Genomic DNA, 13,064 nt, shown 5'->3' on the forward strand with positions numbered 1-13,064 from the left:
GGTGGCGGCCGTTCACGGGCTGAACGGACCCCGGCCCAGCTGGTCGCGGACCGGGACCACCGCGGGCTGGACCAGCGACCGGCGCTGCCAGTTGGCCCCGTCCACGACCAGCGTGTGCCCGGTGACGAAGCGGGCGTAGGGCGAAGCCAGGAAAGTGGCGGCCCAGCCCAGTTCGCGGGGGGCGCCCACGCGCAGCGCGGGCTGCCGGGAGTCCTTGGCCCCGGGTGCGGAACGCTCCAGGCCGCCGCGGATGTCCGCCGTCATGTCCTCGTGCGGGACCAGCCCGGGGACGAGGCCGTTGATCTGGATTCCGTACGGACCCCATTCGACGGCGAGGGTCTCCACGAGGTTCTTCACCCCGGCCTTCGCGGCGGCGCTGTGGGCGAAGCCCGGTCCGCCCGTCCAGGCATAGGAGGCGCCGACGTTCACGATGGAGCCGGGGGTGCCCGCCGCGAGGTGGCGGCGGGCGAACTCCCGCGTCATGAACCAGGTTCCGGTGAGGGTGGTGTCCACCACCGCCCGCCAGGCGTTGGGGGAGAGGTCCTCCGCCGGGCAGGGGAAGTTCGCGGCCGCGTTGTTCACCAGGACGTCCGGCGCGCCGAGCGCCGCCTCGGCGGCGTCGAAGACCTCCGCGACCCGCTCGGGGTCCCGGATGTCGCAGACGGCCGCCGCCACCTTGCCCGCGCCGGGCAGGGCCGCCAGCTCCCCGCAGGCGACGGCCAGTTGCTCCGCCCGGCGGCCGGCGATCACCACACCGGCGCCGAGCCGGGCGAACTCGGCGGCGATGGCCTTGCCCAGCCCGGTGCCGCCGCCGGTCACGAGGACCACCTGCCCCGCGTACGTACCGGGGGGCAGGGCGGCGGCGCCGAGCGGCGGGGGCGCGGGGAGGCCGCGCGGGGCGTGGGTCCTGGCGTTGTCCGTCATGGGGCATCGATAGCGCGCGGGCGCTCAGATCGCCATGCCCGTGACGGGACGGCCGCGGGGGTGCCCGAGGCCGTCCCTTCCGGATCGTGCCCGACCCGCGCCGGCACGATCCGAAAGAGCCGACCTACGGCTGCGGCAGGTAGGCCTGCTGGGCGGCGCAGGTCCAGATCACCGGCTTCAGCTTGCCCTTCGCGTTGACGGCGGCCCCGCCCGCCCGGCCGTCGTCGGCGACCGCGGTGGCCGTGCTGGGCCGGTCCGCGGCGAGCCGGGGCAGGGCGAGCACCGGCCCCGTGCCCTTCCACAGCTGCGCCTGGTCGGCCCGCGTCGGCTCGTCCGGGTGGAACTTGGCGGTGCCGACGCTGACGTTGGCGGTGGGGCTGACCGCCTCGAAGGTGCCGTACGGGAACGGCGTCAGCGTGCCGGGGGAGGTGCCGGGCGCGGTGTAGGGCGCCGCCCAGGTCCAGGGCTTGTACGCGTACCCCGGCCCGTACCAGTCGTACCCGACGACGCGGCCGCCCTCGTCGACGTCCGTGACGCGGCTCTCCTGGTAGGTGCCGCCGCCGCTGGGCGCGAGGGACTTCGCCGGGCCGCCGTCGGCCGGCCACAGCACCGGGATGCTCTCCCACAGCTGCTGGTCGTGGTCGGAGTCGTAGTGGTCCACCTTGGCGGTGCCGACGATGTCGCCCTTGTTGTTGATGCCCGTCACCAGGTCGACGAGGGCGTGCGGCGGAGCGTCGGCCGGCGGCGCCAGCTCGCGCACCTTCTGGCCGTCCTTCCAGACCAGGCCCACGCCCGCCCGGTTGCGCGAGACCACGTACCCGGCGTCGTTGACGTCGGCGTCGCCGTAGAGCTCGTCGGCCCCCGGCAGCGGGGTGATCGCCGCCGCGCCCGCCCGGTAGGTGAACAGGTAGCCGCCGCCCCCGGTGGTGAAGGCGCGGCCGACCATCAGACCGCCCTTGTTGACGGCGACCAGCTCGCCACTGGCGGCGGGAGCGGTCAGCGGCACCTTGTGGAGGGTGGTGCCGGTCCAGTACACGGGCAGGCCGCCGGAGACGCCGACGGACAGGTTGCCCTTGCCGAGGCCGAGGACGCTGTCGGCCTGGGGGCCGCCCGGGTTGTAGACGCTCGACCCGATGGAACCCAGTACCTGGACCTTGGGCGTGCAGGCGGCGGCGGACGGAGCGGCGGAGGCCGGGCCGGCCGCGGTGACGATCCCGGCGAGGACGACCGCTGCGGCGGCCGCCGAGGCGGCCCTTCTGCTGGGCGTGCCGTTCATGGTGGTTTCCCCCTGTGCGGTGCGGTGCGGTGTGACGTACTGCGTACGTGGTGGCGCGACCGCGCGCCTGGAGCGGCGTGCACTCCGGGCGCGCGTGATCCCCAGATCGCGTCATATGCCGGATGAAACCGGCGTGTTGATGCTATATCCAGCGCACCGCATTCACCCGGCGTTCGGCCGTCCGATTTCCGGAGGCGGCCGTCCCGCATTCCCCGTGGCGCCGGACCGCGGTCATGGGCCCGGCCGTGGTCGCGGGCCGGGCCCATGACCGCGGCCGGGCCCGCCGAGGCTTCCCAGGACGTCAAGCGACCGCTTAGTATGCCGCCGAGCGTGGTTCCTCGACGGCGGCTGGAGGCCCCGGATGCAGGCATGGCGAGTACACACGACCGGTGAGCCCCGCGAGGCGATGCGCCTCGAAGAGGTACCCGAGCCGGTGCCCGGCGAGGGCGAGGTGAGGCTCCGGGTGCTCGCGGCGAACGTCAACTTCCCCGACGCGCTCCTCGTCCGCGGCCAGTACCAGATCCGGCCGCCCCTGCCCTTCACCCCCGGCGTCGAGATCTGCGGCGAGACCGGCGACGGCCGCCGCGTCATCGCCAACCCCAGCCTCCCGCACGGCGGGTTCGCCGAGTACGTCACCGCCCCCGCCCGCGCCCTCCTGCCCGCCCCGGACTCCCTCGACGACGCCCAGGCCGCCGCCCTGCACATCGGCTACCAGACCGGCTGGTTCGGCCTGCACCGCCGGGCCCGGCTGCGCGCGGGCGAGACCCTGCTCGTCCACGCCGCGGCGGGCGGCGTCGGCAGCGCCGCCGTCCAGCTCGGCAAGGCCGCCGGAGCCACCGTCATCGGGGTCGTCGGCGGCAAGGCCAAGGTGCGCGCCGCCGCGGAACTGGGCTGCGACCTCGTCGTGGACCGCACGGCCGAGGACGTCGTCGCCCGCGTCAAGGAGTTCACCGCCGGACGCGGCGCCGACGTGGTCTACGACCCGGTCGGCGGGGACGCCTACACCGCCTCCGCCAAGTGCGTCGCCTTCGAGGGCCGGATCGTGGTGGTCGGCTTCGCCGGCGGCACCATCCCCGCCCCCGCCCTCAACCACGCCCTGGTGAAGAACTACGCCATCCTCGGCCTGCACTGGGGCCTGTACGCCGCCAAGGACCCCGCCGCGATCCTCGCCTGCCACACCGAACTCACCCGTCTCGCCACCGAGGGCCTCATCACCCCGCTGGTCAGCGAACGCGTCCCGCTCGCCGGGGCCGCCGACGCCGTACAGCGCCTCGCCGACGGAGCGACCACCGGCCGGCTGGTCGTCGTACCCTCCCTGCCCGCCGCACCCGCCCCGGACGGAGCCGCCCGATGACGGCCACCGCCGAGGACCTCGCCGCCCGCGTCCGGGACCTGCTCGCCGCCCACCCGCCCGCCACCACCGACCCGGCGGACTTCCTGCGCGCCCGCTTCGACGCCGGACTCGCCTGGGTCCACTACCCCGACGGCCTCGGCGGCCTCGGCGCGCCGCGCTCCCTCCAGGTCGTCGTCGACGCCGCCCTGGAGGCCGCCGGCGCCCCGGACAACGACCCCCGCCGCATCGGCATCGGCCTCGGCATGGCGGCGCCCACGATCCTCGCCTACGGCACCGACGAGCAGAAACGCCGCTTCCTGCGTCCCCTGTGGGTGGGGGAGGAGGTCTGGTGCCAGCTCTTCAGCGAACCCGGCGCCGGCTCCGACCTCGCCGCCCTCGCCACCCGCGCCGTCCTCGACGAGGGCGCCGGCGAATGGGTCGTCGACGGGCAGAAGGTGTGGACCTCCAGCGCCCACACCGCCCGCTGGGGCATCCTGATCGCCCGCACCGACCCCGCCCTGCCCAAGCACCAGGGCATCACCTACTTCCTGTGCGACATGCACGCCCCCGGCGTCGAGGTCCGCCCCCTGCGCCAGATCACCGGCGAGGCCGAGTTCAACGAGGTCTTCCTCACCGGCGTGCGGATCCCCGACGCCCACCGCCTGGGAGCCGTCGGCCAGGGCTGGGCCGTCGCCCGCACCACCCTGATGAACGAACGCGTCTCCATCGGCGGCATGCGCGTCCCCCGCGAGGGCGGCATGATCGCCCCCGTCGCCGCGGCCTGGCGCGAACGGCCCGCCCTGCGCACCCACGCCCTGCACCAGCGGCTCCTCGGCCTGTGGGTCGAGGCCGAGGTCGCCCGCCTCACCGCGGAGCGGCTGCGCCAGCAGCTCGTCGCCGGCCAGCCCGGCCCCGAGGGCAGCGGCATGAAGCTCACCTTCGCCCGCCTCAACCAGGAGATCAGCGGACTGGAGGTGGAACTCCTCGGCGAGGAGGGCCTCCTGTACGAGGACTGGACCATGCGCCGCCCCGAGACCGTCGACTTCACCGGACGCGACGCCGGATACCGCTACCTGCGCGCCAAGGGCAACAGCATCGAGGGCGGCACCAGCGAGATCCTCCTCAACATCGTCGCCGAACGCGTCCTCGGCCTGCCCGCCGAACCGCGCGACGACAAGGACATCGCCTGGAAGGACCTCGCCCGATGACCGGCACGCGCGCCCCCCTCGACCTGCTCTACTCCGAGACCGAGGAGGAACTCCGCTCCGCCGTACGGTCCCTGCTCGCCGACCGCTGCACCCCCGAGCGGGTCCTCGCCCGGGCCGAGACCGGCCGGCCCCACGACCCGGACCTGTGGCGCACGCTCGCCGCCGGGATCGGCGCCGCGGGCCTCCTCGTCCCCGAGAAGCTCGGCGGGGCGGGCGCCGGCCACCGGGAGGCCGCCGTGGTCCTGGAGGAGCTCGGCCGGGCCGTCGCCCCCGTCCCGTACCTGACCAGCTCCGTCCTCGCCACGGAGATCCTCCTCGGCTGCGACACCGCCGAGGCCGCCGCGCTGCTGCGGGACCTGGCGGCCGGGCGGAGCGTCTGCGTCCCCGCCCTCCCACTCACCCAGGCCCCCGGGGCGCCGCTGCCGGGAGCGCCGCACGACACCGGCGGCGGGACCCTGACCGGCGCCGTCACCTCCGTCGCCGACGCGGTGGCCGCCGACGTCCTGCTGGTCCTGGCCGACACCGGACTGCACGCGGTCCGGGCCGCCGACGTCACCCTGACCGCGGCCGTGCCGCTCGACCTCACCCGACCGCTCGCCACCGTCACCCTGGACGCGGCCCCCGCCTCCCGCCTCGCGGACCCGGCGACCGCGCGGGCGGCCGTCGCCGGGGCGCTGCTCTCCGGCGCCGGACTGCTGGCCTCGGAGCAGCTCGGGATCGCCGAGTGGTGCCTCACCACGACCGTCGCGCACGTCCGCGACCGCCACCAGTTCAACCGGCCCGTCGGCTCCTTCCAGGCCCTCAAACACCGCCTCGCCCGGCTCTGGCTCGACGTGGCCTCCGCCCGCGCGGCGGCCCGGGCCGCCGCCGACGCCCTCGCCACCGCCTCTCCCGACGCCCCGCTCACGGTCGCCGTGGCCCAGGCCCACTGCTCCCGGGTCGCGGTCCTCGCCGCCGAGGAGTGCGTCCAGCTGCACGGCGGCATCGGCATGACCTGGGAACACCCCGCCCACCTCTACCTCAAGCGGGCCAAGGCCGACTCCCTCGCCCTGGGCACCACCGGCCACCACCAGGGCCTGGTGGCGGACTTCGCGGAGCTCCCCGCCCCCGCGGCGTAGCGGCTCCCGGGCCCGGGCCGTGCCCTCCCCGCCCCGGCCGTCCGGCCGAGGCGGGGAGGGCCGTCCGGCCGATGCCCGGGGGCGGTGGCGTGCGGCAGCCTGGGCGGGCCGTCCGTACGCCGTCCGCCCCTGAAGGAGGCGCCATGCTGCACGCCCTCTACCTCCTCGGCATCGCCGCCTTCGCCGCCTCCGGGGTGCTCGCCGCGCACCGCGCCGCCATGGACGCCTTCGGCGGGTTCGTCCTCGCCTTCGCGGCGAGCATCTCCGGCGGCACCCTGCGCGACCTCATCCTCGGCCGCCAGCCCCTCTACTGGACGCGGGACTGGCTGCTGCTCGTCCTCATCGCCACCGTCGCCGCCGCCACCATGCTCTACCTGCGCCGCCGCCGGCTCCCGCACCGCACGCTCATGGTCGTCGACGCCGTCGGGCTCGCCGTGGTCACCGTCATCGGCGCCCGGGCCGCGATCGACGCCCACGTCACCCCCGTCGCCGTCCTCATCCTCGCGGTGCTGACCGGAGTCACCGGCGAGGTGGTCAGGGACGTGCTGTGCGGGGAGTTCCCGCCCCTGCTGCTGCGCGAGGAGGTCTACGCGACCGCCGCCCTGGCCGGGGCGGCCTGCTACCTGGCCCTGCACCGGGCCGGAGCCCCGGCCACCGTCGCCGCCGCCGTCTCCGCGGGCCTGGTCTTCGTGCTCCGGCTGGCCGCGATCTTCCGGGGCCTGCACCTGCCGCGCCTGCGGCCCGCCCCCGCCCGATCCGCCCCGGCGGGGGCCGGCGCCCCGGCCGCGGGCGCGCCGGCCGAAGCCGGGCCGCCCCGGGAGGTGACCTCGTCCGCCACCCCGCGTTAGTCCCCGTAGCGCGCACCGCCGAGCGAGGGAGACCGCATGACCGCAAGCGCAGCCGCCACAGCCGCCGCACCACTCACCCGCCGCACGGTCCTGCGCACGGCCTTCACCGCGGCCGTCTGCGGCGCGACCGCCGCGGTCCTGGCCCCGGTGTTCAGGGCCCGCCGCCCGCGCCAGACCCTCACCCCGGCGCCGCTCACCGAGGAGACGTACCGGGGCCGGCACATCAGCGTCGACCTGGCCTCGGCGGCGGTGCGCATCGACGGCCGGCCGCTGCACGTCATGCGCCGGGCGGACGGCAGCTACCTCAGCGGGATCAACCACTTCCAGTCCTACGCGACCCCGCTGGAGCTGGCCCGCGCCGCCGTCGACGAACTCGGCACCACCGCGCTGGCCACCGGCGCCCCGCACCACGGCTGACGGACGTCTCGGGAGGAGCCCGCCGTGTACACCCGGCAGAACCAGAAGGACCTGACCAGCGCCCAGAAGAAGCGGTTCACGGCCGCCGTGCTGGAGCTCAAGCGCAACGGTACGTACGACGCGTTCGTGCGCACCCACGAGAAGTACTTCGTGCCCGACCGGGACCGGAAACTGCGCGTCGGGCACATGTCGCCGTCGTTCTTCCCCTGGCACCGGCGCTACCTGCTGGAGTTCGAGAAGGAGCTGCGCGCCGTCGATCCCGGGGTGACCATCCCGTACTGGGACTGGACGACCGACAGCAGCCCCGTGTCCTCCCTCTGGGCCGACGACTTCCTCGGCGGCACCGGCCGCGAGGGCGACCGGCAGGTGATGACCGGGCCGTTCGCCCACGAGCGCGGCAACTGGACCGTCACCGTCGGAGTCTCCGAGGCGCCCTTCCTCACCCGCAACCTCGGCCGCCCGGGGAACCCGATCGCCCTGCCGACCCCCGATGAACTCCAGTGGGCCGTCGACGACCCCGTCTACGACAGCGCGCCCTGGGACTCCACCTCCGCAGGGGGCGGGTTCCGCAACAAGCTGGAGGGCTGGGCGGCGCCCAAGAGCGAGCGCTGGCGCAACCACAACAAGGTCCACCAGTGGGTCGGCGGCCACATGACCGGCGGTACGGCCCCCAACGACCCGGCCTTCTGGCTCCACCACGCGTTCGTGGACCTGATCTGGGACCGCTGGCAGCAGCGCCACCCCGACTCCGGCTACCTGCCGGCCGCCCCCCTGGCGCTGGGCGACCTCCAGCGGGGCCGGGTGATCGCCCGGGACGAGCCGATGCCCCCCTGGAACGTGTCTCCCCGCGAGATGTCCGACCATCGGGGCCTCTACCGCTACGAGTGACCCGGGCACGCGAAGGGGCCCCCGCCGTCCGGCGGGGGCCCCTCCCGGTCCGTCAGCCGGGGCCGGTCAGCCGCCGTAGCCGCCCTCGGTGTGGTGGTCGCCGCCGCCACCCGACGCGTTCACGCAGGTGTTGCCGAAGGCCGGGTTCAGCAGGCCGATCACGTTGACGGTGTTGCCGCAGACGTTGACCGGGACGTGGACCGGAACCTGGAGGAGGTTGCCCGACAGGACACCGGGGGAACCGACCGCCGCACCTTCCGCTCCGGCATCGGCAGCCGCCAGACCCGCACCGGCGGCCAGGGCGCTACCGGCAGCAGCGGTGATGACGAACGCCTTCGCGATACGCGACATCAAGATCTCCTCGTGAGATGTGGGGCGCCACAGAATCTGTGGCATTTGACATGGCATACAACGCGGACGGGGGCCGAGTGGTCACGGCCCGGGTGCCCAACCGGTCACCCGAAGGGCGGCGGTCACCCGAAAGCCGCCGAGGCGAAGTACGGGCGCACCTGGGTGACCGTGCCGGGCGGCAGCACCGCCACGGCGGTCCCGGCGCAGTGCGGTTCGCGGTAGAGGGTCGCGGTGCCGTGGGTGCGGTTGGTGACGGCCCGGCCGCCGCCGCCCTCCGCCTCGACGCACCCCTTCGGGGAGGTCAGGCCGTGGACCTGGTCGTCCTGGCCCACGTACTGGAAGCCGGGACCGGCCGCCGTGGCCGGGGCCGCAGCCACCGACGCGCCGGCCGCGGCCAGCAGCAGGACGGACAGGACGCGTGGTGCGCGGGGAATCGCAAGGGCTCGCATGGCCGGTCCAACCCGCCCCGCCCCGCGGCGGGTCACGCCTTGTCACCCCCGGCACGCCTGTGCGAATGTGCCCCGGAGGGCAGCAGACGCGCGAGGGAGGCACGGATGGACGCAGCGGGCGGCGGGCGGCCCCGGGCCGGCACCGCGTACGGCACCGTGGAGGGCCGCTGGGAGGCCGGCGGCACCGCGGTCTTCCGGGGCGTCCCCTACGCCGCCCCGCCCGTCGGCGCCCTGGCCTTCGCGGCCCCCGCGCCCCCGGCCGCCTGGGACGGCGTACGCGACGCCGGCGCGTTCGGGCCCACGGCCCCCAAGGTGCCCTACCCCGAGCCCTTCGCCGGCCTGCTGCCCGATCCGCAGATCCCCGGCGAGGACTGCCTCACCGTCAACGTGTGGACCCCCGACCCGGCGCGCGCGGCCCGGCTGCCGGTGATGGTGTGGCTGCACGGCGGCGCCCACACCCGCGGCTCCTCCGCCGTTCCCGTCTACGACGGCTCCGCCTTCGCCCGCGACGGGGTCGTGCTCGTCTCGGTCAACTTCCGGCTCGGCGTCCTCGGCTACGGCCTCTTCCCCGACGCCCCCGCCAACCGCGGCCTGCTCGACCAGATCGCCGCCCTCGCATGGGTCCGGGACAACATCGCGGCCTTCGGCGGCGACCCCGCCCGCGTCACCGTCTTCGGCGAGTCCGCCGGAGCCATCAGCATCGGCGCCCTGCTGGCCGCCCCGCGCGCCGCGGGCCTCTTCGCCCGGGCCGTCCTGCAGAGCGGCGCCCCCGAGGCGCTGCCCCGCGAGAAGGTGCGGGCCATGGTCCGGCGGATGGCCTCGCTGCTCAAGGTGCCCGCCACCGCCGCCGCCTTCGGGGCGGCCGGGATGCCCGCGCTGCTCGCCGCGCAGGAGGCCGTGCTGCGCCGTTCCTCCCCGGTGCTCGGCGGCCCCGCCTTCGGGCTGGTCACCGACCCCGCCACCCTGCCCGGCGACCCGCTGGAGGCGGCGGCCGCTTCGCAGCTGCCGCTGCTGCTGGGCTGGACCGCCCAGGAACACCGGCTCTGGCTCGCGCCGACCGGAGCCGCGCGGCTGCTGGACCGGCTGGGTCCGCTGGCCGTGGCGCTGGGCCGCATCCGCAGCGGCAAGGACCGGGCCGCCGTACGGGCGCTGCGCGCCACCGTACCGGCGGCCGGACCGGCCGACCTCGCCGGAGCGCTGCTCACCGACCGGCTGCTGCGCGATCCGCTGCGCCGGCTCGCCGGACCCGGGCGGCCGGGCCCGAGCCACCTGTACGAGTTCGCCTGGCCCAGCGGCGTACCGGGCCTCGGCGCCTGCCACGCCCTGGAGCTGGGCTTCGTCTTCGACACGCTCGGCGTCCCGGAGTCCGCGTGGCTGGCCGGGCCCGACGCGCCGCAGGCACTGGCCGACGAGATGCACGCGGCCTGGGTGGGGTTCGCCGTGTCGGGGGACCCCGGCTGGGCGCCCTGGAACGGCAGCGGCCCGCCGAAGGTGTTCGGCGGGCCGGAGCGGGAAGCGGTGCGGGGCGTGGAACCCGACGGCGGGGCCGTGCTCACCCCGTAGCGGCGGGCGCGGGATCCCGGGAGCGGCGGGGACTACTCCACGGGGCCTTCCATGACCTTGCTGATGAACTCCATCGGTCCCAGGCCCATGTTCGGCACGTACGTCTTGGCGTTGTGCTGGCCGCCCGGGATCACCCTGAGGCTGGTGTGGATGGGGCCCTTGGTGTAGGTGGCGACGAACTTCTGCACGTCCGGCAGGGTCTTCTTGTTGCTCTCGTTGTCGCCGACCTGGAAGGCGAGGTAGACGTCGGGACCCTTCTTGTCGATGAGCTGCTTGGCGAGCAGCTCCGGGTTGTTCTCGGCCTTCTCCTTGTCGTGGCCCTTCCACAGCGAGGAGTCGGGCACGATGTCCGGGCCGGAGCAGATCGCGGCCTTGAACTTCTCCGGGTACTTCAGCACGGCCTTCAGGCTCGCGAAGCCGCCGGTGGAGGAGCCCATGTAGGCCCAGCCGTCGCGGGACTTGATGGTGCGGAAGTTCTCCCGCATCAGGTCCGGGACGTCGTCGGTCAGCCAGGTGCCCATCTTGGGCTGGCCCGGGATGTCGGAGCCGTCCCAGTAGACGCCCTTGTCGTCCGGACCCGGGTTCAGCACGGGCATGGCGAGGATGAACGGCTTGCCCTTGCCCTCCGCGTACCACTTGCTGACGCTGCTCTGCAGGCCGAGGTCGGTGCCCATCCAGTAGTTCATGGGGTAGCCGGCGCCGCCGGGCAGGGCGATCATGACCGGGAAGCCGCTCTTGGCGTACTTCGGGTCGTTGTACTCCTTGGGCGCCCAGACCCAGACCTTGCCCGTGAAGCCGGACTTCTTGCCGGTGATGGTGGCGACGCCGATCTGCGTGCCGTCGCTCAGCGTCGAGGCGTTCTTGAACTCGGTCTTCGGGCCGGTGGGCATCGACATCTTCGAGTTCGCGGCCGGCTTGGCCGCCGGGCCCTTGTCGCCGCCCGGGGTGTCGCCGAAGGAGACGGCCTTGCCCTTGTCGGTGAAGGGAGGTATTTCGAAGTAGCTCATCGCGCCCGCGGCGATGCCCGCGAGGGCCAGGACCGAGACGCCCGCGATGATCCACCGCTTGGCCTTGGACTTGCGGCGCGGCGGCTCCTCGCCGTACCCCTGGCCGGACCCGGAGCCGTCGTACGGGGGCGGCGGCTGCTGCTGGTGGTGCGGCTGCTCGTAAGGCTGCTGGTAGTCGGGGCGCTCGTAGTCGGGCTGGCGCCGGGTGGGCGAGTCGAAGGCGCCCTGCTGCCCGTACTGGTCCTGCCCGTACGGGGACTGGCCGTACGGGGACCCCTCGTACGGCGGCCGGCCCTGCGGCGGGCGGCCCTGCTGGGGCCCGCCCTGCTGCGGTTGCCCGTACCCGGGGCGGCCGTACTGCGGCTGACCCTGCGGCGGCCCTTGCGGGGGGCGGCCCTGCGGCGGCCGGCCCTGGGGCGAGTACTGCGGCTGCCCCTGCTGTCGGCCCTGCTGCTGACCGTTCGGGGGTTGCTGCGGGTACGGCCCTTCCGGCCGGTACGGCGGCTGGTACTGCCCGTCGGGTTCGTACGACATGTGAGCTGGCTCTCCGGCTGTTGCTGCCCCGTCGGGGGGTGGACTGCTTCCGTTCGAATGATGAACGATAGTGCGTCCGGGTTCCGTATTTTTCCGACTCTTGGCTTTTCTTGGGCCATGGCATTGCCCATCGCCTGAACGGTCAGCGGAGTTCCCGTGTTGTTGGCCGACTGTCCCTGGCCCATGCACATGCCCCTGGGTATGGTGCGTCCGCGCCGCCGCCCCCAAGAGATCCCCCATGCCCGGAGGTATGTCCCGTGTTTGGCATGACCGCTTCATGGTCCCGTCGTAAGACCGCCCTGGCCACGGCCTTCGCCGCCACCGCGACCGCGACCGCGGCCTGGGCGGGCATCGGCGCCGCCCAGCCCGCGCACGCGGCGGGCCTGCCCGCGCCCGACCACGTCGTGGTCGTGGTCTTCGAGAACCACGCCTACAACCAGGTCATCGGCAGCTCCAGCGCCCCCTACATCAACGCGCTCAAGACCGGTGGCGCCAGCCTCTCCAACTCCTACGGCATCACGCACCCCAGCCAGCCCAACTACCTCCAGCTCTTCTCGGGCTCCAACCAGGGGGTCACCGGAGACAGCTGCTACACCCCCGGCTTCAGCTCCGCGCCGAACCTGGCCTCCGAGCTGATCGCCGCCGGCAAGAGCTGGGGCAGCTACAACGAGACCCTCCCCAGCCAGGGCTCCACCACCTGCTCCAGCGGCAACTACGCCCGCAAGCACAACCCCTGGTTCGCCTTCTCCAACGTCCCCACCAGCACCGCCAAGACGATGACGCAGTTCCCGACCGACTACACCACCCTGCCCAAGGTGTCCTTCGTCGTCCCGAACCTCTGCAGCGACATGCACGACTGCTCGGTCGGTACCGGCGACACCTGGCTCAAGAACAACCTCAAGGCCTACGCGGACTGGGCCAAGACCCACAACAGCCTGCTCGTCGTCACCTTCGACGAGGACAACCGGCTCGCCGGGAACAAGATCCCGACCGTCCTCTACGGCCAGCCCGTGACCCCGGGCTCCACGTCGAGCACCACCTACAACCACTACGACGTGCTGCGGACGCTGGAGGGCCTGGCCGGGCTGAGCACCCACGCCGGCAACGCCGCCACCGCCAAGGACATCACGGGGATCTGGGCTTCCTGA

The 13,064-nt window shown here is 74.3% G+C and carries 13 protein-coding genes; 8 read left to right on the forward strand and 5 right to left on the reverse strand.

Annotated features, from left to right (window positions below):
• Positions 1–12: 12 nt before the first annotated feature.
• Complete coding sequence (locus tag ACGFXC_RS03185) at positions 13–924, reverse strand: SDR family oxidoreductase (RefSeq protein ID WP_393708917.1); 912 nt, start codon at positions 922–924, stop codon at positions 13–15.
• A gap of 124 nt (positions 925–1,048) precedes the next feature.
• The gene (locus ACGFXC_RS03190; RefSeq protein ID WP_393708919.1) at positions 1,049–2,200 is read right to left on the reverse strand and encodes a hypothetical protein; all 1,152 of its coding nucleotides are present in this window, start codon (positions 2,198–2,200) and stop codon (positions 1,049–1,051) included.
• A gap of 361 nt (positions 2,201–2,561) precedes the next feature.
• Between ACGFXC_RS03190 and ACGFXC_RS03195 the strand changes: the two genes are divergently transcribed.
• The 6 genes from ACGFXC_RS03195 to ACGFXC_RS03220 all read left to right on the forward strand — a co-directional run bounded on the left by ACGFXC_RS03195 (position 2,562) and on the right by ACGFXC_RS03220 (position 8,012).
• Entirely contained in the window at positions 2,562–3,554 is a 993-nt protein-coding gene (locus ACGFXC_RS03195; RefSeq protein ID WP_393708921.1) for an NADPH:quinone oxidoreductase family protein, read from the forward strand.
• On the forward strand, positions 3,551–4,741 hold the full coding sequence (locus tag ACGFXC_RS03200) for an acyl-CoA dehydrogenase family protein (RefSeq protein WP_393708923.1): 1,191 nt from the start codon (positions 3,551–3,553) through the stop codon (positions 4,739–4,741). Before ACGFXC_RS03195 ends, ACGFXC_RS03200 begins: the two co-directional genes overlap by 4 nt.
• Positions 4,738–5,859, forward strand: a complete 1,122-nt coding sequence (locus tag ACGFXC_RS03205; protein WP_393708925.1) for an acyl-CoA dehydrogenase family protein — start codon at positions 4,738–4,740, stop codon at positions 5,857–5,859. The genes ACGFXC_RS03200 and ACGFXC_RS03205 overlap by 4 nt, the downstream gene beginning before the upstream one ends.
• A 143-nt stretch (positions 5,860–6,002) precedes the next feature.
• Positions 6,003–6,707, forward strand: a complete 705-nt coding sequence (locus tag ACGFXC_RS03210) for a trimeric intracellular cation channel family protein (RefSeq protein WP_393708927.1) — start codon at positions 6,003–6,005, stop codon at positions 6,705–6,707.
• Between the two features lie 36 nt (positions 6,708–6,743).
• On the forward strand, positions 6,744–7,124 hold the full coding sequence (locus ACGFXC_RS03215) for a tyrosinase family oxidase copper chaperone (RefSeq protein WP_393708929.1): 381 nt from the start codon (positions 6,744–6,746) through the stop codon (positions 7,122–7,124).
• Positions 7,125–7,148: 24 nt separating this feature from the next.
• The gene (locus tag ACGFXC_RS03220) at positions 7,149–8,012 is read left to right on the forward strand and encodes a tyrosinase family protein (protein WP_393708931.1); all 864 of its coding nucleotides are present in this window, start codon (positions 7,149–7,151) and stop codon (positions 8,010–8,012) included.
• Positions 8,013–8,078: 66 nt separating this feature from the next.
• Here ACGFXC_RS03220 and ACGFXC_RS03225 read toward each other — a convergent pair whose 3' ends face one another.
• Together ACGFXC_RS03225 and ACGFXC_RS03230 are read right to left on the reverse strand one after the other, a co-directional pair.
• Positions 8,079–8,363, reverse strand: a complete 285-nt coding sequence (locus ACGFXC_RS03225) for a chaplin (RefSeq protein ID WP_393708932.1) — start codon at positions 8,361–8,363, stop codon at positions 8,079–8,081.
• 122 nt (positions 8,364–8,485) lie between these two features.
• Positions 8,486–8,812, reverse strand: coding sequence for a hypothetical protein (locus ACGFXC_RS03230; RefSeq protein WP_393708934.1), 327 nt, complete (start codon positions 8,810–8,812; stop codon positions 8,486–8,488).
• Positions 8,813–8,917: 105 nt separating this feature from the next.
• Here ACGFXC_RS03230 and ACGFXC_RS03235 point away from each other — a divergent pair, with 105 nt between their 5' ends.
• Positions 8,918–10,375, forward strand: a complete 1,458-nt coding sequence (locus ACGFXC_RS03235) for a carboxylesterase/lipase family protein (RefSeq protein WP_393708936.1) — start codon at positions 8,918–8,920, stop codon at positions 10,373–10,375.
• 32 nt (positions 10,376–10,407) lie between these two features.
• Here the strand turns inward: ACGFXC_RS03235 and ACGFXC_RS03240 are convergent, their stop codons facing one another.
• A complete protein-coding gene (locus ACGFXC_RS03240; protein ID WP_393708938.1) occupies positions 10,408–11,916 on the reverse strand; it encodes an alpha/beta hydrolase in 1,509 nt (502 codons plus the stop codon).
• Positions 11,917–12,182: 266 nt separating this feature from the next.
• Here ACGFXC_RS03240 and ACGFXC_RS03245 point away from each other — a divergent pair, with 266 nt between their 5' ends.
• A complete protein-coding gene (locus ACGFXC_RS03245; RefSeq protein ID WP_393708940.1) occupies positions 12,183–13,064 on the forward strand; it encodes an alkaline phosphatase family protein in 882 nt (293 codons plus the stop codon).

Source organism: Streptomyces sp. NPDC048507 (assembly GCF_043199995.1).
GTDB lineage: Bacteria > Actinomycetota > Actinomycetes > Streptomycetales > Streptomycetaceae > Streptomyces.

What these genes read in the sequence shown, in the direction of transcription:
- ACGFXC_RS03185 (WP_393708917.1), bottom strand. Translation starts at nt 924, where the DNA reads ATGACGGACAACGCCAGGACCCACGCCCCGCGCGGCCTCCCCGCGCCC.
- ACGFXC_RS03190 (WP_393708919.1), bottom strand. Translation starts at nt 2,200, where the DNA reads ATGAACGGCACGCCCAGCAGAAGGGCCGCCTCGGCGGCCGCCGCAGCG.
- ACGFXC_RS03195 (WP_393708921.1), top strand. Translation starts at nt 2,562, where the DNA reads ATGCAGGCATGGCGAGTACACACGACCGGTGAGCCCCGCGAGGCGATG.
- ACGFXC_RS03200 (WP_393708923.1), top strand. Translation starts at nt 3,551, where the DNA reads ATGACGGCCACCGCCGAGGACCTCGCCGCCCGCGTCCGGGACCTGCTC.
- ACGFXC_RS03205 (WP_393708925.1), top strand. Translation starts at nt 4,738, where the DNA reads ATGACCGGCACGCGCGCCCCCCTCGACCTGCTCTACTCCGAGACCGAG.
- ACGFXC_RS03210 (WP_393708927.1), top strand. Translation starts at nt 6,003, where the DNA reads ATGCTGCACGCCCTCTACCTCCTCGGCATCGCCGCCTTCGCCGCCTCC.
- ACGFXC_RS03215 (WP_393708929.1), top strand. Translation starts at nt 6,744, where the DNA reads ATGACCGCAAGCGCAGCCGCCACAGCCGCCGCACCACTCACCCGCCGC.
- ACGFXC_RS03225 (WP_393708932.1), bottom strand. Translation starts at nt 8,363, where the DNA reads ATGTCGCGTATCGCGAAGGCGTTCGTCATCACCGCTGCTGCCGGTAGC.
- ACGFXC_RS03230 (WP_393708934.1), bottom strand. Translation starts at nt 8,812, where the DNA reads ATGCGAGCCCTTGCGATTCCCCGCGCACCACGCGTCCTGTCCGTCCTG.
- ACGFXC_RS03235 (WP_393708936.1), top strand. Translation starts at nt 8,918, where the DNA reads ATGGACGCAGCGGGCGGCGGGCGGCCCCGGGCCGGCACCGCGTACGGC.
- ACGFXC_RS03240 (WP_393708938.1), bottom strand. Translation starts at nt 11,916, where the DNA reads ATGTCGTACGAACCCGACGGGCAGTACCAGCCGCCGTACCGGCCGGAA.
- ACGFXC_RS03245 (WP_393708940.1), top strand. Translation starts at nt 12,183, where the DNA reads ATGACCGCTTCATGGTCCCGTCGTAAGACCGCCCTGGCCACGGCCTTC.